The 17,532-nt window shown below is 66.9% G+C and carries 17 protein-coding genes; 11 read left to right on the forward strand and 6 right to left on the reverse strand.

The annotated features are described in order from the left end of the window. Window positions 1–57 precede the first annotated feature (57 nt). The 4 genes from CH286_RS13195 (at window position 58) to fgd (ending at window position 2,327) form a co-directional block, all read left to right on the forward strand. Window positions 58–759 (forward strand): GNAT family N-acetyltransferase, encoded by a 702-nt coding sequence (locus CH286_RS13195; RefSeq protein WP_094609435.1) that lies wholly within the window; start codon window positions 58–60, stop codon window positions 757–759. 8 nt (window positions 760–767) lie between these two features. After that, entirely contained in the window at window positions 768–920 is a 153-nt protein-coding gene (locus tag CH286_RS27840) for a hypothetical protein (RefSeq protein WP_176458229.1), read from the forward strand. Beyond that, window positions 917–1,249: a YidH family protein gene (locus CH286_RS13200; RefSeq protein WP_032380237.1), complete on the forward strand. Its 333-nt coding sequence runs from the start codon at window positions 917–919 to the stop codon at window positions 1,247–1,249. Before CH286_RS27840 ends, CH286_RS13200 begins: the two co-directional genes overlap by 4 nt. Window positions 1,250–1,313: 64 nt before the next feature. Then, the gene (fgd, locus tag CH286_RS13205; RefSeq protein WP_094609436.1) at window positions 1,314–2,327 is read left to right on the forward strand and encodes a glucose-6-phosphate dehydrogenase (coenzyme-F420); all 1,014 of its coding nucleotides are present in this window, start codon (window positions 1,314–1,316) and stop codon (window positions 2,325–2,327) included. Here fgd and CH286_RS13210 read toward each other — a convergent pair whose 3' ends face one another. Further along, entirely contained in the window at window positions 2,328–2,852 is a 525-nt protein-coding gene (locus CH286_RS13210; RefSeq protein ID WP_094609437.1) for a nitroreductase/quinone reductase family protein, read from the reverse strand. 94 nt (window positions 2,853–2,946) lie between these two features. Between CH286_RS13210 and pta the strand changes: the two genes are divergently transcribed. Both pta and CH286_RS13220 read left to right on the forward strand, forming a co-directional pair. Then, window positions 2,947–5,073, forward strand: coding sequence for a phosphate acetyltransferase (gene pta, locus CH286_RS13215; RefSeq protein ID WP_176458230.1), 2,127 nt, complete (start codon window positions 2,947–2,949; stop codon window positions 5,071–5,073). Beyond that, entirely contained in the window at window positions 5,070–6,260 is a 1,191-nt protein-coding gene (locus tag CH286_RS13220; RefSeq protein WP_094609438.1) for an acetate kinase, read from the forward strand. Before pta ends, CH286_RS13220 begins: the two co-directional genes overlap by 4 nt. Here CH286_RS13220 and CH286_RS13225 read toward each other — a convergent pair. The 3 genes from CH286_RS13225 to CH286_RS13235 are packed head-to-tail and all read right to left on the reverse strand — an operon-like array spanning window position 6,257 to window position 10,975. Then, window positions 6,257–8,695: a serine/threonine-protein kinase gene (locus CH286_RS13225; protein WP_176458231.1), complete on the reverse strand. Its 2,439-nt coding sequence runs from the start codon at window positions 8,693–8,695 to the stop codon at window positions 6,257–6,259. The genes CH286_RS13220 and CH286_RS13225 overlap by 4 nt on opposite strands. A 7-nt stretch (window positions 8,696–8,702) precedes the next feature. Next, window positions 8,703–9,674 (reverse strand): glutamate ABC transporter substrate-binding protein, encoded by a 972-nt coding sequence (locus CH286_RS13230; protein WP_037148850.1) that lies wholly within the window; start codon window positions 9,672–9,674, stop codon window positions 8,703–8,705. Continuing rightward, a complete protein-coding gene (locus tag CH286_RS13235) occupies window positions 9,671–10,975 on the reverse strand; it encodes a hypothetical protein (protein ID WP_255182650.1) in 1,305 nt (434 codons plus the stop codon). The genes CH286_RS13230 and CH286_RS13235 overlap by 4 nt, the downstream gene beginning before the upstream one ends. A gap of 86 nt (window positions 10,976–11,061) precedes the next feature. Between CH286_RS13235 and CH286_RS13240 the strand changes: the two genes are divergently transcribed. The 4 genes from CH286_RS13240 to CH286_RS13255 are packed head-to-tail and all read left to right on the forward strand — an operon-like array spanning window position 11,062 to window position 14,818. Then, the gene (locus CH286_RS13240; RefSeq protein ID WP_094609440.1) at window positions 11,062–11,898 is read left to right on the forward strand and encodes an NUDIX hydrolase; all 837 of its coding nucleotides are present in this window, start codon (window positions 11,062–11,064) and stop codon (window positions 11,896–11,898) included. Between the two features lie 36 nt (window positions 11,899–11,934). Next, window positions 11,935–13,062, forward strand: a complete 1,128-nt coding sequence (locus tag CH286_RS13245) for a LolA family protein (RefSeq protein WP_094609441.1) — start codon at window positions 11,935–11,937, stop codon at window positions 13,060–13,062. Then, window positions 13,059–14,009, forward strand: a complete 951-nt coding sequence (locus CH286_RS13250) for an ABC transporter ATP-binding protein (protein ID WP_032401756.1) — start codon at window positions 13,059–13,061, stop codon at window positions 14,007–14,009. The genes CH286_RS13245 and CH286_RS13250 overlap by 4 nt, the downstream gene beginning before the upstream one ends. Beyond that, entirely contained in the window at window positions 14,006–14,818 is an 813-nt protein-coding gene (locus tag CH286_RS13255) for an ABC transporter permease (protein ID WP_032401757.1), read from the forward strand. The genes CH286_RS13250 and CH286_RS13255 overlap by 4 nt, the downstream gene beginning before the upstream one ends. Here CH286_RS13255 and CH286_RS13260 read toward each other — a convergent pair. Both CH286_RS13260 and thiE read right to left on the reverse strand, forming a co-directional pair. After that, on the reverse strand, window positions 14,811–15,617 hold the full coding sequence (locus CH286_RS13260; RefSeq protein WP_080737136.1) for a lipase family alpha/beta hydrolase: 807 nt from the start codon (window positions 15,615–15,617) through the stop codon (window positions 14,811–14,813). The genes CH286_RS13255 and CH286_RS13260 overlap by 8 nt on opposite strands. A 19-nt stretch (window positions 15,618–15,636) precedes the next feature. Continuing rightward, window positions 15,637–16,329, reverse strand: a complete 693-nt coding sequence (thiE, locus tag CH286_RS13265; RefSeq protein WP_032401758.1) for a thiamine phosphate synthase — start codon at window positions 16,327–16,329, stop codon at window positions 15,637–15,639. Window positions 16,330–16,487: 158 nt separating this feature from the next. Here thiE and thiO point away from each other — a divergent pair, with 158 nt between their 5' ends. Next, complete coding sequence (thiO, locus tag CH286_RS13270) at window positions 16,488–17,528, forward strand: glycine oxidase ThiO (RefSeq protein WP_255182664.1); 1,041 nt, start codon at window positions 16,488–16,490, stop codon at window positions 17,526–17,528. The last annotated feature ends 4 nt before the right edge of the window (window positions 17,529–17,532 follow it).

The raw sequence follows: 17,532 nt of genomic DNA on the forward strand, positions 1-17,532 counted from the left end.
TTGGTGTCGATATTGACGGTGCGTTGACCGTCGACCGTTCGTGCGACTCTATTTGCTGTGTCTGCTCATCCTCTCGACGACCCCGTCCGCAATTCCCTCGACGGCGCACTCTCGCGCTTTGCGGTCCGGCGCGGACGGGTCGTGCGGGCGGATCCCGAAGTGTCTCCGTTCCTGGTGCATCCTGACGTTCTCGATCCGCAGGACTGGGACGACATCGCGGCCTTGTTCGGACCGCGAACGGTGGTGGCGCTGAACGGACCGGAACGCGCACTGCCCGAGGGGTGGTCGCATGTGGAGACCTTCGGTTTGGTGCAACTCGTGGGCACGCACCTCGAGACGAGGCCATTCGCTGACGCCGTCGAGCTCACGGCAGCAGACGTCCCCGAGATGCTCGAATTGGTTCGCCGCACCGAGCCCGGGCCGTTCCTGCCCCGGACCATCGAGCTCGGCACGTACCTCGGAGTCCGACGCGACGGTGCGCTGATCGCGATGGCCGGTGAGCGCATGCACCCTCCGGGGTGGACGGAAATCAGCGCGGTGTGCACCGACCCGGCATTCCGAGGGCAGGGTCTGGCGACGGACCTGGTGCGAGCGGTCGGTCACGGTATCCGCGCCCGCGGAGAGGAGCCGTTCCTGCATGCATCGGCCGCGAACGTGCGCGCCATCGACCTGTACCTGTCCATCGGATTCGAGTTGCGTCGCACCTCCCACCTGACGTTGGTGAGAACGCCCGCACCGAACGCGGAGCACGTCGACTGACGAGTGCGATGGTCGGTCGGTGGCTTCCGCTGGACGTGATGCGTCCCAAGAAGGACACTGCAGTGGTGCTGACTATCCGCCGCATCTCGCCGGTTTTCACCCCCGACGATCCTGAACTGGTTGCCCATCTGATTCGCGAGCGCATGGCCGCACGTCAGTGACGCGCCCCGACGAGCGGTTCACGCTCGCCAGCGAACGCACTTTTCTCGCGTGGCTGCGGACGTCGCTCGGGCTCCTGGCCGGCGGAATTGCGATCGTTCACCTCGTTCCCGATTTCAGTACGGGATGGGTGCGGACGGCACTCGGTCTGATTCTGATCGGACTCGCCGCCGCGGCACCGATCATCGGCCTGCGGCGGTGGATGCGGGTGCGCGCTGCCCTGGAACGCGGTGCACCGATGCCGGAGTCCCGGGACCTGTGGATCTTCGCGGTCGGAATAGCAATTGTCGCGGTCATGGCTGCAGTGGTCACCGTTCTGGGGATCCAGTAGTACTCAGCCGACCACCGCGGGTGCACAATCGAAGAACTAGGACGACCAACGACAGGAGTTCGGCGTGGCGCAGGGTCTCAAACTCGGTTACAAGGCATCGGCGGAGCAGTTCGGGCCGCGTGAGTTGGTCGAGCTCGGTGTTCTCGCCGAGCAGCACGGAATGGACTCCGCGACGGTCAGCGACCATTTCCAGCCGTGGCGGCACGAGGGCGGGCATGCGCCGTTCTCGCTCGCGTGGATGACTGCCGTCGGTGAGCGGACGAACACGATCCAGCTCGGTACCTCGGTGCTCACCCCGACGTTCCGCTACAACCCGTCGGTCATCGCCCAGGCGTTCGCGACGATGGGCTGCCTGTACCCGGGACGCATCATGCTGGGTGTCGGTACCGGCGAGGCGCTCAACGAGATCGCTACCGGATTCACCGGCGAATGGCCGGAGTTCAAGGAACGATTCGCGCGCCTGCGTGAGTCCGTGCGCTTGATGCGCGAGCTGTGGCTCGGTGACCGTGTCGATTTCGAGGGCGAGTACTACACCACCAAGGGTGCGTCGATCTACGACGTCCCCGAGGGCGGCATCCCGGTGTACATCGCGGCCGGCGGACCCGTCGTGGCGCGGTATGCAGGACGCGCGGGCGATGGTTTCATCTGCACCTCGGGCAAGGGCATGGAGCTCTACACCGACAAGCTGCTTCCGGCTGTGGAAGAGGGCGCAAGTAAGGCCGAGCGCGACGCCGGTGAGATCGACAAGATGATCGAGATCAAGATCAGCTACGACACCGATCCCGAACTGGCACTGGAGAATTGCCGCTTCTGGGCCCCTCTGTCGCTGACGCCCGAGCAGAAGCATTCGATCGACGATCCGATCGAGATGGAGAAGGCCGCAGACGAGCTGCCGATCGAGCAGGTCGCCAAGCGCTGGATCGTGGCATCGGATCCGGACGAGGCAGTGGAGAAGGTCAAGCAGTACACCGACGCCGGCCTGAACCACCTGGTGTTCCACGCGCCGGGTCACGATCAGAAACGGTTCCTCGAACTCTTCGAGAAGGACCTCGCGCCGCGCCTGCGGAAGCTCGGTTAGTTACGACGAACCACCGAGATCGGCCGCGAGTGCGAACAATCGCATGTCGCGGTCGGTCCTGGTTTCGTACTCGCCGTACACCTCGACCATCGCGTCGAACTGCCGGTAGATGCGGGCCTTCTCGTCGCCGGTGATGCGGGTGGCCGTCACCGGAATCTTCTTGCCGCCGATGGCCACCACGGCCTTCGGATCGGCGAGGAGGTTGGACGTCCACGCCGGGTGATGTTGCTGACCGAAATTGGAGCCCACGACGAAGATCTTGTCGCCCTCGCGGTAGTAGAGCAGCGGGCTCGTCCTCGGCTTGCCGGATTTGCGGCCGGTGGTGGTCAGCAACACCACCGGTGCCGCGATAGGGCCGAGGACGGTGAACCGGCCGTCGGATTTGGTCAACAACCAGCGGTCGACGCCCGCGAGGTTCCTGATCACCCACGAGCCGGGCTTGGTCGACGCGAACTTGACGGCGGGCTTGCGGATGAACGAGGTCTCGCTGCCCCAGCGCACGTCCGGGAACGGTGAATCGGCCATGGTTCATAGGACAGCCCGACCGCGCCCGGTGTCAACACCCCACCCACTGGGCAGGAGTGGAGCCTGCGGAACGACCCGCACTAAGCTGGCGGGCATGGCTGAGCCCAGCGGCACCGACGCGTCGGACATGTATCCCTCGAGCATCTACATCGCGTCACCGGAAGGCGACTCCGGCAAGTCCACCATTGCGTTGGGTGTGCTGCAGATGCTCGCCGCGACGGCTGCCCGGGTCGGTGTGTTTCGGCCCATCGCGCGCTCCACGGACGAGCCCGATTACATTCTGGAACTTCTCGTCGAGCACACCACCGCAGATCTGACGTACGAACAGTCGCTCGGCGTCACGTACGAGCAGGTGCACACCGACCAGGATGCCGCGCTCAGCGAGATCGTCAATCGCTATCACGAGGTTGCTGCTCAGTGCGACGCCGTGGTGATCGTGGGAAGCGACTACACCGATGTCGGCAGCCCGAGTGAGCTCGGCTTCAACGCCCGGATCGCCGTCAATCTCGGTGCCCCGGTGCTGCTCGCACTGCGTGGATCGGATCGCGCACCCGACGAGATCGCGCAGTTGGCTGCTCTGTGCCAGGCCGAACTACGCCAACATCACGCTCATCTGGCCGCCATCGTGGCAAACCGCTGTGCCCCCGACGATCTCGATGCGGTCACCGATGCGTTGGCGTCGGTCGGGGTGCCTGCGTGGAGCTTGCCGGAGATCCCCCTCCTCGTGGCCCCGACCATGGCCGAGCTGCTCGACGCCGTCGACGGCACCCTCTACAGTGGTGACTCGTCGCTGCTGCAGCGAGAAGCGTTGCGGGTCATGGTCGGTGGCATGACAGCCGAGCACATCCTCGAACGCCTTACCGAAGGTGTGGTCGTCATCGCGCCTGCGGACCGATCGGACGTACTGCTCGCACTGGTCAATGCCCATGAGGCCGAGGGCTTTCCGTCGCTGGCCGGCATCATCATGAACGGTGGCATCGAGCCCCATCCGGCCATCGCACGTCTGGTGGCGGGACTCGGCCCACGGCTGCCGATCCTCACCACCGATCTCGGCACCTTCGACACCGCCTCTGCCGCGGCGCAGACCCGGGGCCGCGTCGCGGTGGGATCGCAGCGCAAGGTCGACACCGCACTGGGGTTGATGGAACAGCGAGTGGACGCGAAAACCCTTCTGGGACGGCTCGACATCGCCATCCCCACCATCACGACTCCGCAGATGTTCGAGTACCAGCTGATCCACCGGGCCCGCGCCGACCGCAAGCACATCGTCCTGCCCGAGGGCGGCGACGATCGCATCCTTCGGGCTGCCGGCCGACTGCTGCAGCGTCAGGTTGCGGACCTCACGATCCTCGGCGAGGAGGGTCCTGTTCGGCGACGTGCGTCGGAACTGGGTGTCGACCTCGACAAAGCCACTGTGCTCGATCCCAACAACTGCGAGTACACCGAGGACTTCGCGGCCGAATACACCGAACTGCGCAAGCACAAGGGCATGACGATCGAGCGAGCCCGCGAGATCATGGCCGACATCTCGTACTTCGGAACGATGATGGTGCACAAGGGAATCGCCGACGGCATGGTCTCGGGCGCGGCGCACACCACCGCGCACACCATCAAGCCGTCCTTCGAGATCATCAAGACCACCGAGGGAGTGTCGACGGTGTCGTCGATCTTCCTGATGTGCCTGTCCGATCGCGTACTCGCCTACGGTGACTGCGCCGTCGTACCGGACCCGACAGCCGAGCAGCTCGCCGACATCGCCGTGTCCTCGGCGCAGACGGCGGCCCAGTTCGGCATCGAGCCGCGGGTGGCGATGCTCTCCTACTCCACCGGAGAATCCGGTTCCGGCGCCGATGTGGACAAGGTTCGACAGGCCACTGCGATTGTGCGCGAACGAAATCCGGAACTACTCGTGGAAGGCCCGATCCAGTACGACGCGGCGATCGAGCCGTCCGTCGCCGCGTCGAAGCTGCCCGACTCCGAGGTGGCCGGCCGCGCGACGGTGTTCATCTTCCCGGATCTCAACACCGGTAACAACACCTACAAGGCCGTCCAGCGCAGCGCCGGTGCCGTTGCCGTCGGACCGGTTCTGCAGGGCCTGCGCAAACCCGTCAACGATCTGTCCCGCGGCGCACTCGTCGAGGACATCGTCAATACCGTTGCCATCACGGCTATTCAGGCACAGGGCATTGCCGACGCAGCCAAGGAGAACAGCGAATCGTGAGCATCCTCGTCGTCAACTCCGGGTCGTCGTCGGTCAAGTTCCAATTGGTCGACCCTGGCACCGGCGAGTCCGTGGCCAGCGGGCTCGTCGAGCGCATCGGTGAATCCGACGGCCGCGTCGAACTCGACCATCGTGGCGAGAGCGTCGAGCGTACCCAGCACGTCGAGGATCACGGTGCCGGTCTGGCACTGGCGTTCGAGATGCTCGCCGACGCCGGGATCCAATTGGGCTCCGACGTCACCGCCGTCGGGCACCGCGTCGTCCACGGCGGTACGGTGTTCTACCGTCCGACGATCATCGACGACGCCGTCGTGCAGCAGATATCCGATCTCAGTAGCCTTGCACCGCTGCACAATCCGCCGAACGTACTCGGCATCGAGGTCGCCAGGAAGCAGCTGCCGAACGTCCCGCATGTGGCGGTGTTCGACACGGCCTTCTTTCATTCACTGCCCGACGCGGCCGCTACCTACGCCATCGACGCGAGCGTCGCCGCCGAGCACGACATCAGGCGCTACGGCTTTCACGGCACCTCGCACCACTACGTCTCGGACCAGGTGGCGCAGTTCTTGGGACGCGATCTCGCAGAACTGAACCAGATCGTCCTGCATCTGGGCAATGGAGCCTCGGCCTCCGCGGTCTCCGGTGGCAAGGCAGTCGACACCTCGATGGGCCTGACCCCGCTCGAAGGACTGGTCATGGGGACTCGCAGCGGCGACATCGACCCCGGCGTCATCATGCATCTGCGCCGCAGCGCAGGCATGAGCGTCGACGACATCGATGCCTTGCTGAACCGGCGATCCGGACTGATCGGACTGTCCGGGGTCAACGACTTCAGGCAACTGCAACAACGGATCGACGACGGCGACGCCTCCGCGCGGCTGGCGTACGACGTCTACATCCATCGCCTGCGCAAATACATCGGCGCGTACATGCTCGGACTCGGCCGGCTCGACGTCGTCACGTTCACCGCCGGTGTCGGCGAGAACGCGGCCGCCGTGCGTGCCGACGCCCTGGCGAACCTCGAGGGATTCGGCATCGAGATCGACCCGGAGCGTAATGCGGTGCGCAGCAAGCAGGCTCGCGTCATCTCGACCGATTCGTCGACCGTGACCGTGTTGGTGGTGCCGACCAACGAGGAACTGGCGATCGCTCGGGCGACGGACGATCTGGTTCGTGACGGCGACTAGAACAGTGAACGTGGCCGGATAGCGTTCGCCAGGTCCACCAGTGAGAAGCGATGCGCGCGATCGGTGGCGTTGCGGGCCAGCGCGCGCAGCCCCTTCTCGGTGCCACGCCGCAATCCGTCCTCGGTGAACGGGACGCTGAGAATCGGCTCCCGTTCGGCCGTGGCGGCGTGGCCGGAGACGATCCAGTCCAGGGCCATCGCGAGCACCAGCGTCCGCATCTGTAGTGCCCGGCTCTCCGCCTTGGGTAGCAACGCAACTCGGCGTGCGGCGGAACGGAAGTCGGCTTCGGACAGTTCGGCTCGCGAGCGGTCCATCAGCAGCGTCAGCACACTGGTCATGCGCGCCATAGAGTAGTGCCGTGAACTGATCGGTACCTGGTCGAGAGCGGCGATGGCCCCGGTCTGATCACCGCGCCGCTGCAACTGTCGGGCCAAGCCGAACGCCGAGCTCACGATGCCGCGGTTGGTACGCCACACAGCTCGGTAGAGGCCCTCGGCTCGGGCTCGCCACTTCTCGGCTTCGTCGGCTTTGCCCGCGGCGACATGGCCGAGCAATTCCGAGGTGGCACCGAGAGCGAGCTTGGGGGCCAGCTCTCCGGGCATCGCTCCGAGCACGTTGTCGAAACTCGTGAACGCAGAATCGTATTCGTGATGCAGCAGCGCGATCAGGCCTGCGTACCACTGCACCCGCCACGGATCGGCGGCGTCGTCCTCGGACTGCACCTTGGCGAGAATCTCGGTGGCCTCGACGACGTTCCCCAGATCCAGATTGGCTTTGACCTCGGCGAGGGTGATCTCGACCCCCAGGTCGACAGGAGACGAGGAAGTCGTGGAGTCCTTGGGCTTGTCCGCGCCTGCAGTGATGCGTTCGATGCCGTTGCGTTTGGCGTGCTGCAGCGAGTCCAGGGTCTGGCGAGGTTCGACGTGTACGGCCGCCGCGAGTAAGGGCGCGCTCGGATCGTTGGGGTCCACCAGTGGAACGGGGAGCGCCGCAACAACTTCGGCTGCGGTCATGCGTTCGTGGCGTACCGTACCGTCCACGTAGGTGTCGGTCCGGCCCACCGACTGCTCGGTTCCGAAGGTGGTACGGGGCGGGCTGAACACCGTGGACAGGCCGGGGCGCTCGACGCCCGTTCGGATGGCCAGAATCTCGCGTAGCACCCCGGTCGCCTGCCCGGCGAATTCGTCCGCTGATCGAAACCGTCGAGCGGGGTTCTCGTGCGTTGCGCGCAGCAGCAGTCGGTGCAGTGACGGAAATTGCTGCAGCACTTCGGAGTCTTCGACCGACGGCAGGCCGTCGAGATATTTACCGTTCTTCGAGGGCATGTCCAGCGTCAATACCGCGAGTGTGCGGCCCACCGTGAAGATGTCCGACGCCACCGTCGGTCCCGTCCTGACGATCTCCGGTGCCTGGTAGCCCACCGTGCCGTACAGGTAGCCGTAGTCCTCGATACCCGCGACCGCGCCGAGGTCGATGAGTTTGATCTGGTCGTCGGAGACCATGATGTTCTCGGGTTTCAGGTCGTTGTAGACCAGGCCGATCGAATGCAGGTAGCCCAGTGCCGGAAGCACTTCCAGGACGTAGGCGAGTGCCTGCTCGACGGGCATCCTTCCGCCGTCGCACGTACCGAGGATGTCGCGCAACGACCGTCCACCGACGTACTCCATGACGATGAAGCCGACGGTCGACCCGTCGCTGCGGGGTTGCTCGACGAAGTTGTAGATCTTGACGACGCCGGGATGCGCTACCTCGGCCAAGAATTGGCGCTCGGCGACCGCGACCGCGTGGGCCTCCTCGTCGCCGAAGTGCAGTAGTCCCTTGAGTACCACCCAGCGGTCGCTGACGTTGCGGTCGATGGCGAGATAGATCCAGCCGAGTCCGCCGTGCGCGATACAGCCCTGCACGTCGTACTGGCCGACCACTCGATCGCCCGGTTCGAGCAGGGGCGTGAAGTCGAATGTCGTGCCGCAGTGCGGACACACGCCCTTGGCGATGTCGGGCTCGCCCGGCTCGCTGCGGCCGACCTTGGCGTTGCACTTCCAGCAGAACCGCTTGTGCTGCGGCACCGTCGGATCCGACATCACCGCAGTTTCGGGATCGACCGGCTCCACCCGGGGTACGTCGACCAGCCCGCCCCCGAGTCGACGTCGAAGGCCGGTACTGCGCGATCGACCTGATCTGGACCTACCCGTCCTGGAACGGGTGGATGCGGCCCGTGTTGCAGCCGATTTCGCTGTTCCGCGTTCGGTCGAGCCGGCGTCAGGGGAAACGGGGCCCGGCGTCCGTGCGGTCCGGTCGTCGATCGGTGCCCGTGACACCGCTGGGCTTCTCGACACTGCTTGGGTGCGTTCGATTCCGTCGGTTCCCGACTCGGCCCGAAAGACTGCCTGCGTCTTGTCCGCTGGGGCAGTAGTTTGCTGTTCGTCGTCGTCCATGATGCCCCTAGTCGCTGTACGACGCGGTAGGCGGGCCGGGGGAGGGGCCGAGGACCGTCAGCCATCGGTTGTAGATGCGATTCCAGGTTCCGTCGGCGCGAATGCGCGCCAGCGTTCCGTTGACGAACCGCACCAGATCCTCGTTGTCTCGGTTGATCCCCACCCCGTACGGCTCCGGGCTCAGGCTGTCGCCGACGATCTCGAGGTAGGGATCCTGCGCAGCCAGACCGGCGAGAATGGCGTCGTCGGTGCTGATCGCGTCGACCTGTCGTTGTTGCAGCACCACAAGGCAATCCGACCACATCGGCACAGTGACCACGGTCGCTGCGGGTTGCACTCGCTGCAGTCGTCGCAGTGAGGTGGTGCCCTCGACGGCGCACACGCGCTTGTCCGCCAGGTCGCCGACGCCGCGGATACCCGAACCCTGCACCACCAGAATCCTGTGCTGCGCCTGGAAATACACGGTGGAGAACTGGACGTCCTTGCGTCGAGCGCACGTGATGGTCATGGTCTTCACCACGATGTCCACCGAGGAATCCTGCAGGGCCTCCAGCCGTTGTGCCGAGGTCAGAATGCGAAAGTCCAACCTGTTCGGATCGCCGAAGAGGTCCCGCGAGATTTCCCGCGCGATATCGACGTCGAACCCGACCAGCTGCCCGCTCATCGGATCACGGAAGCTGAAAAGGTTGCTGCCCGTGTCGAGTCCGACTACCAGGCGGCCCTTCGCGCGCAGTGCGTCGATGGTCGGTTGCGGTACCGGCGGTGCATCCGTACCGGTCGTGAGTGGGCGCAGGCTGGCGGTGGGGCGGGCGCACTCGTCGTCGGCCGGGGTCTCGGTCGGCCGAGCGGCCACGGATGCGCCGTCCGGTAGCGGCGGTTCGGAGAACGTCGTATCGACTTGTGGCGCAAAGCTTTCCGGCGGAGTACAGCCGACCAGCAGTGCGGTGGTCAGGAGGCCGACGGCGAGCAGACGTTTCACAGGTACTCACGCAGCCTCGGGAACAGGCCGACACCGAACGCGACCGAGGCGACGACGGTGAGCACGTACGCGCCGTTGGACAAGCCGGACAACACCCCGACCGAGCGGTCGATGTTGGACCGTAGTTCGGCTCGCGCGTTCTCTATGCCGTCGACCAGAACACTGTCCAGTGCAGTGAAGGCGGCGGCCGAATCGGATTCCGCGGTTCCGGTGGCGATGGCGACCGCACCGTTGAAGTCGCCGACTTCGAGAGCGGAATCGATGCGCGCATGCGAGCCGGACCATGTGTTCAGCGCGTCGATCACCGCGGTATCACCCTGGAACATCTCCGACATTCGAGAGACGTTGGCGTCGAACGATTGTCCGTAATCCTGACTGCCGCCGCGGCGTGCGAGATCGAGGGTCTCGTCCGCTCTGGCCTGTTGCGCCATGATGAAACCCGTCGTGTACGACTTCAGCGGCGCGACACCGCGATCGAGCGCGCGGTCGGTAGCGATCGAGGAGATCAGTCCTACCACCAACATCCAGCCGAGCAGGCCGACGACAGCGGCTGTGGCACCGAGGAATCCGACGTTCAACGTTCGACGCGTCGTTCGCGAGAGGTACCACTGCGCCAGGCCGGTCATCATCAGCAGGAACACGACCGACCCGATCGCGAAGAACGGCGGGCTGGTGAACCGTTCCTGATCGGCCGACACCCGTGATGCCTGCTCGGTGTACAACTTCTCGGCCAGCGGCAGCAGACTTGTCTGCATCATCGTCGAGGCCTCACCGAGATATGCCGCCCCCACCGGGTTCCCGCTCCGGTTGTTGGCCCTGGCCGTCTCGACCAGACCGCTGTACACCGGCAGTCCGGCGGCGATCTGCGTCAGCACGGCACTGGTGGCCTCGTCGTTCTCGGTCACTCCGGCCGACGCTGCGATCAGTTCGGACGACGCCTCGCCGAGTGCCTGCGAGTAGCGTTCGCGTACCTCGGCCGGTTCGAGACCGCCGGCGATGAATGCGGTTGCGGCAGCGGAATCGGCCACCGACAGTGCCCCGTACAGATTCTGCGCCGAGTTCGCGAACGGCTCGGTCCGGACCAGCAGCGTGCCCAAGGTGTCCACCCGCTCGGTGACCGCCGTGGACGCCAGATTTCCGACCGTCAACGCCAACACCACCAGCGCGGTTCCCATCGCGACCAACCGCGCAGGCGTCGAACGCATCGTGTAGCGAACCGGTGGCTTGCCGGCAACGGTACCGACGGGAGTGGCCGTTGTCGGAGGCACGGCAGCGGAGGGGGTAATGCCGGCCGCGATCACGTCACCGAGCATATAAGCAGGCGGACCGTACTGCAGCCACTACAGCACAGTCACTACAGGCGGACGATTCCCCTAGGGTGGTGAGCATGCGAGGTGACGGGGACGGGTGGGTGATCGGTGCCGACGGTTCTCGGCACTGGGGAAAGCACGGGGCCGCCGGACTGTTGCTCCGCGCACCGTCGAACACCGGAGAACCACTCGTACTGCTGCAGCACCGCGCACTGTGGAGCCACCAGGGCGGAACGTGGGCGCTGCCCGGCGGGGCCCGTGACTCTCACGAGAGCACCGAGCACGCGGCCGTACGCGAGGCTCACGAGGAAGCCGGTATCGCTGCCGAACAGCTGTGCGTGCGGAGCGAACGGGTCACTGCGAGTGTCGCGAGCGGCTGGTCGTACACCACCGTCGTTGCCGATACCGATCATCCACTGACCACCGTGCCCAACGGTGAGAGCACCGAACTGCGCTGGGTACCGGAATCGATCGTCGCCGACCTCCCGTTGCACCCGGGGTTCGCATCGAGCTGGTCGGCGCTGCGCACCGTGCCGCTGCGGGTACTGCTGGACACCGCCAACGTGCTCGGCTCACGACCGAACGGCTGGTGGAAGGACCGCGCCGGATCGACCGGCGCACTGCTCACCTCGCTCGCCGAGACGTTGCCACGCACCGTCGAACTGCCCGGCGGCCAATACGGGTGGCTCACCAGAATCGAGGCCGTCCTCGAAGGCGAGGCCCGCGACGCGGTGGTGAACGACCCGCGCACCAGGACGATTCTCGCGAACGGCAGCGGCGACGACACCTTGGCCGATCAGGCCCGTCTCGACGGGGATCTGACGGCGCTGGTCACCGCCGACCGCGGATTGCGCGACCGGCTGCCCGACTCGGTGCAGGTGTTGACGCCGTCGACCGTCCTCGGCTGGTTGTAGAGAACCTGGCGTTCGACCGCGGTCGGTTCTGCTCACATGCAGCACACCGGGTACGTCCGTACGGTCGAAGAGGTGCGCAAGAAGTGGCGGTGGCTGGCGGTGGTGCTCGGCATCGCCGTGCTTGTCGCCACCCCCTCGGTGATAGCGCGTTGGCCCGTCGAGGCGTCGAACATCACCGCGGCCGAATTGCTCTCCCGAGTCCAGTCCTCCACCGCGACGCCGTACTCGGGCTACGCCCAGGCGGTCGGCGGTGTCACTCTGCCGGTGACCGACGGACTCGGCGGCCTTCCGGATCTACTGGGCGACACCACGACCCTGCGCGCCTGGTATCGCAGCCCGGACAGCTGGCGCGTCGACACCGTGCGCCTCGCCGGGGAGCGTGGCCTCTACCGGAGCCCGGCTCGGCTGTGGAGTTGGGACTACGAACAGAACACGGCAGTGGTGACACCGGTACCCGAGCCGAGCCTGCGCCTGCCTCGTGAAGCCGACCTGCTGCCCCCGGAGCTCGGGCAGCGGTTGCTCAGCGAAGCGAACGCCGATGAGGTCACCCGGCTGCCGGATCGTCGGATCGCCGGCCGGGACGCCCCTGGCCTCCGACTGATCCCCAGCGAGCCGCAGAGCACCGTCACCGAGGTAGACGTGTGGGTCGATCCCGACAGCGGTCTTCCGCTGCAGGTCGACGTGCTGGGCGACGGGGCCACTCGCCCTATCGTCAGCACTGCGTTCCTCGACTTCTCCTCCGCGACCCCGGACGCCGACACCGTCCGCTTCGTCCCGCCGCCAGGAACCGATGTGCAGCAGCAGGACGGTCTCGACATCGCTTCGTTTGCCGACGGGATCGACGCCGCCGGTCTTCCGTCGACGCTGTCCGGACTCGACCTGATGGACCGCGGCGGCCAGGGTGCGGTGGGAATCTACGGCCGCGGGGTGACCGAGTTGATCGCCGCTCCACTGCCGCGTCGCGCTGCGCGCGGGCTCGTCGACCAGCTGCGGGAAGCCCCTGGCGCAGTCGTCACCGGCAACAGCGTCGCGCTGTCGATCGGGCCGCTCAACGTCCTGATCACCGAGCCCACCGCCGACCGGCGTCGCTACCTGCTCTCCGGCACCGTCACCGCAGAAACCCTGGCCACCGCCGCCCTGCAGCTCGAAGGAGCAGCCACATGATCCGCACGACCGGCCTCACCAAGAGCTACGGATCGGTGCGAGCAGTCGACGGCGTCGACCTCGATGTGCGCGCCGGCGACATCTACGGCTTCGTCGGTGCCAACGGCTCCGGCAAGACGACGACCGTGCGGATGCTGCTCGGCCTGGTCCTGGCCACCTCCGGGCAGATGCAGTTGCTCGGCGAGGAGATGCCGCGGCGACGCAGGAGCGTGCTGCCGCGGGTGGGTGCGCTGATCGAGAACCCCGCCGCCTACCCCAATCTCTCGGGACGCCGGAACCTCACGCTGCTCGACGCGGCCGGGCCGGGTGGTGCCCGTCGTACCAGGACCGCCCGTGTCGGCGAGGCCCTCGAACAGGTGGGCCTCGCCGGGGTGGGACGCAGACCGGTCAAGCAGTACTCGCTCGGTATGCGGCAGCGCCTCGGCTTGGCCGCGGCACTCATGCGCACCCCCGAGCTGCTGATACTCGACGAGCCGACCAACGGTCTCGACCCACAGGGAATCCTGGAGATTCGAGAGTTGCTCCTCGGCCTGCATGCGAAGGGCACCACAGTGTTCCTCTCCAGCCACCTGCTGGCCGAGGTGGAGCAACTGTGCGATCGAGTGGGAGTGCTCGATCGGGGTCGCCTCGTTCTGCAGGATCAGCTCTCCGCGTTCCAACAGCCCACCGGCCGAGTGCTCGTGGGCACCCCGGACCCGGCCGAGGCCGTCGCCGTGCTCGCCGGAGTCCAGAACGCCACCGTGCTCCACCGTGAAGGGCAGCAGCTCGTGATCGAACACCCCGACTCGGCCCTGCTCAATCGACTGCTCGTCGAAGGTGGGGTCCGAGTGAGCGAGCTGACGACGCAGCAGATGAGTCTGGAGCAGTCCGTGCTGGCCGCCACCGGCGCCAGCGCCGACCGAGTCGACGGTCCCGTCCGCTCAACCCGGACGGAGGTGACCGCATGATCGGCGTCGAGCTGCGCGCGATGCTGAGTCGACCCCGCACCTGGGTCGTCATCCTCCTGCTGAACCTGCTGCCCACCATCGTCGCGGGCCTGTTGGCACTCACCGACATCGGTCCGCGGCCCGGCGAAGGCCCTGCCTTCCTGTCGGCGGTGACCACCAACGGCCAGCTCTTCCCGCTCGCCGCGCTCGCCATCGTGCTGCCGCTGTTCCTGCCCGTCGCGGTGTCGGTCATCGCCGGCGACGCCGTCGCGGGAGAGGCCCAGGCCGGCACCCTGCGCTACCTGCTGGCCCGCCCGGTGGGAAGGACCCGACTACTGGTGGCAAAGCTGATCTCGGTGGCCGCCTTCGTGTTGCTGGCCGTGGTCATCGTGGCCGCCGTCGCGTATTTCGTCGGTACGACGCTGTTCGACACCACGTCGTTGGCCGGCGTTTCCAGCGTGTCCGGCACGGTGCTGACCGATCAACAGGTCGCCGTGCGCACCGTCATCGCCGTGCTCTACGTGACGCTGTCCATGCTCGGAGTCGCTGCCATGGGGTTGTTTCTCTCGACCCTGACCGACTCCCCGCTCGCCGCGACGCTGGGCGCGTTGGCCTTCCTCATCGCCAGCTCGTTGCTGCTGACCCTGGACGCGGCCGACGCCATCGCGCCCTACTTGCCGACGCGATACTGGCTGGCTTTCGTAGACCTGTTCCGCGATCCGGTGCCGACGCGGGACCTGGTGCGCGGCGTCGGGTTGCAGGGTGCCTACGTCGTGGTGCTCCTGGGTGCGGCGTGGGCGAACTTCACGACCAAGGACATCACTAGCTGAGACGGCTGCAATCAGCTGCGCCGAGCTGGGTGGTGGAGCTGCCCTCCAACTGGGCCGAGACCATCGCCGCGACGAGAGGATCGCGGGGCAGGTTCCCGTGATCGACGGTGGAATCCGCACACACGCTCTGGACGGGGATGTCGATCGCCCCGTCGAGTTCGGCCGAGGTAGGCGGGGTCACCACCTGATCCACGTCGGTCCAGATCGACACCCACTGCGGCCCCTCCGGGGTCTCGTCGCCGGAGTTCAGGGCGGCCAGCACGGAGCTGTCCGGGGCGAGCTGCTGACAGGCCGTCGGGCATCGATCGGGCAGGACTTGGGCCGCCAGCCCCGCCACCTGGGTGCCGTGGTGCGGGGAGCCGAGGGTCACGATGCGCCGGGCCTGCTCGGCGCCGCCCAGGTCGGCGGCCCAGATCCGGGCCACCACGCCGCCTGCGGAATACCCGACGACGTCGACCGACGTCGCTCCCGTCCGAGTCAGAGCTGCGTCGGCAGCGTCACGCAAGGTGCCCGCCTGGGCGGTCAGATCGCCGACGCCACCGTCCGGCAGGGCCACCACGGTGGCGTCGCGACCGTCTTCTCGCAGCGCGGACGCGAGCACATCGAGCGCATCGGTGGAACCGCCGAAACCGGGGACCAGCAGCACCGGGCCGGGCACCGACTGGTCGACGCTCGCGACGGGGTCATCGGTACGGAGCGACGACGCAACAATCGCGGCGACCACGACGACCCCGACTGCAACCAGGACGAGGAGAGCGAGGACCAACCGGCGACGGGCCGGGGCGAGGGAGGAGAACACTCCGTCCAGTGTGCCCCGGCTAGGCCTGCAGAGCCTGGACCAGCGCGCGAGCGGCTGCCTGTGGGTCCCGGGCCTCGGTGATGGCGCGGACCACCACGATGCGGTCGGCACCGGCTGCCCTGACCTGATCCACGTTGGTGGCATCGACGCCGCCGATGGCGAACCACGGCCGCTCCGGCAGCGCGTCCGCGGTGGCCCGCAGAGTCTCGAGCCCGGCGGCCGATCTGTTGGGCTTGGTGGGCGTGGGCCAGACCGGCCCGACGGCGAAGTAGTCGACGCCGTCCTCGATCGCAGCGAGCGAGGACTGGGCCCGGTTCTGCGTCGAGCGGCCGATCACCACGTCCGGACCGAGGATCTGGCGGGCGTAGTGCACCGGCAGATCGCCCTGACCGAGATGCAGCACGTCCGCGCCGGAGGCCAGCGCCAGGTCCGCGCGGTCGTTGACCGCCAGCAGTGCACCGTGCCGCTTGGTCGCGCCGAGCAGAATCGCCAGTGCAGCCAGCTCGTCCTTGGCCTCGAGCGGCCCGAACTGGCGCTCACCGGCGGAGTTCTTGTCGCGCAGCTGAATGATGTCGACGCCACCGGACAACGCGGCCTCGGCGAACTGCGCGAGATCGCCCTTGTCGCGCCTGGCATCGGTACACAGGTACAGGCGAGCGGACGCAAGACGCTCACGGGGAGTCTGATTGCGGGCGGTCTGAGATGGATGCACAAAGCGAACTGTATTCTCATGGTGGCCGCCACCGACGACGGAGTGGCCGAGATATCGCGGGAGTCCCGAGGATCGTGGGGCTGAGAGTGGGTTCGCCGCCCTTACCGTCAATACCTGAACCCGATCATGCGGGCGCAGGGAGTGAGGACGTGAATCGCGTGCACATCGTCGTTATCGGCGGAGGCGTCATCGGGCTGTCGACGGCGCTGCGCCTGAGCCAGGACGGTCACCGAGTGGTCGTGCACGATCCTGCTCTGGGCAAGGGCGCGTCCTGGGTGGCCGGCGGCATGCTGGCCCCGCTGTCCGAGGGGTGGCCGGGCGAACACGAACTCCTGCACCTCGGTGCTGCCTCGCTGGCGCGGTGGCCGGACTTCGCCGAGCGCCTTCCCGGCCCGTCGGTGTTCTCCGCGTCCGGATCGGTGACGGTTGCCCTCGACTCCGCCGATGCCGCAGATCTGCGGACCGTTGCCGAGTGGGTGGGCGAGCAAGGACACGAATTGGAGATTCTCGGCCGCGCGCAGCTGCGTGAGCTCGAACCTGCTCTGGCACAGAACATTCGGCTCGGCCTGCTGGCACCGACCGAGCTGTCCGTCGACAATCGAGCGCTGGTTGCCGCGCTCGAGCAGGGATGCCTGGACGCAGGAGTGGGGTTCGTGACCGCCCCGGTGGAGACCATCCCCGACGCCGATCAGGTGGTCCTGGCCGCCGGGGCACAGTCGGCGGCGCTGTGGCCCTCGCTGCCGGTCCGTGCGGTCAAGGGTGAAATCCTCCGGCTGCGTCGTCGACCGAGCGCGGCACCCCCACCGCACCGCACCGTTCGCGGAACCGTACACGGCAGGCCGATCTACCTGGTGCCACGCGGGGACGGATTGGTCGTCGGCGCAACACAATACGAATCCGGGCAGGACACGCAGGTGACCGTCGCCGGGGTGCGAGACCTGATAGCCGACGCCGAAAGGCTCATGCCGAGTATCGGCGAATACGAGCTGTACGAAACAGCTGCCGGACTGCGGCCCATGAGCCCGGACGGACTACCCATCATCGGCAGGCTGTCTCCCCAGGTGATCGTCGCCACCGGCCACGGCCGCAACGGCATCCTGCTCGCCCCCATCACCGCCGACGCGGTAGCCGCACTCGTCTCCGGCGAAGAGATCTCCGAGGCGAAAGCCGCCAGTCCTGAACGCTTCTCGCACATTTAGAGCC

This window comes from Rhodococcus sp. WWJCD1 (assembly GCF_002258735.1).
In the GTDB taxonomy this organism is placed as follows: domain Bacteria; phylum Actinomycetota; class Actinomycetes; order Mycobacteriales; family Mycobacteriaceae; genus Rhodococcoides.

What these genes read in the sequence shown, in the direction of transcription:
- CH286_RS13225 (WP_176458231.1), bottom strand. Translation starts at nt 8,695, where the DNA reads ATGGACGACGACGAACAGCAAACTACTGCCCCAGCGGACAAGACGCAG.
- CH286_RS27840 (WP_176458229.1), top strand. Translation starts at nt 768, where the DNA reads ATGGTCGGTCGGTGGCTTCCGCTGGACGTGATGCGTCCCAAGAAGGAC.
- CH286_RS13245 (WP_094609441.1), top strand. Translation starts at nt 11,935, where the DNA reads ATGCAGCACACCGGGTACGTCCGTACGGTCGAAGAGGTGCGCAAGAAG.
- CH286_RS13255 (WP_032401757.1), top strand. Translation starts at nt 14,006, where the DNA reads ATGATCGGCGTCGAGCTGCGCGCGATGCTGAGTCGACCCCGCACCTGG.
- pta (WP_176458230.1), top strand. Translation starts at nt 2,947, where the DNA reads ATGGCTGAGCCCAGCGGCACCGACGCGTCGGACATGTATCCCTCGAGC.
- CH286_RS13240 (WP_094609440.1), top strand. Translation starts at nt 11,062, where the DNA reads ATGCGAGGTGACGGGGACGGGTGGGTGATCGGTGCCGACGGTTCTCGG.
- CH286_RS13210 (WP_094609437.1), bottom strand. Translation starts at nt 2,852, where the DNA reads ATGGCCGATTCACCGTTCCCGGACGTGCGCTGGGGCAGCGAGACCTCG.
- CH286_RS13250 (WP_032401756.1), top strand. Translation starts at nt 13,059, where the DNA reads ATGATCCGCACGACCGGCCTCACCAAGAGCTACGGATCGGTGCGAGCA.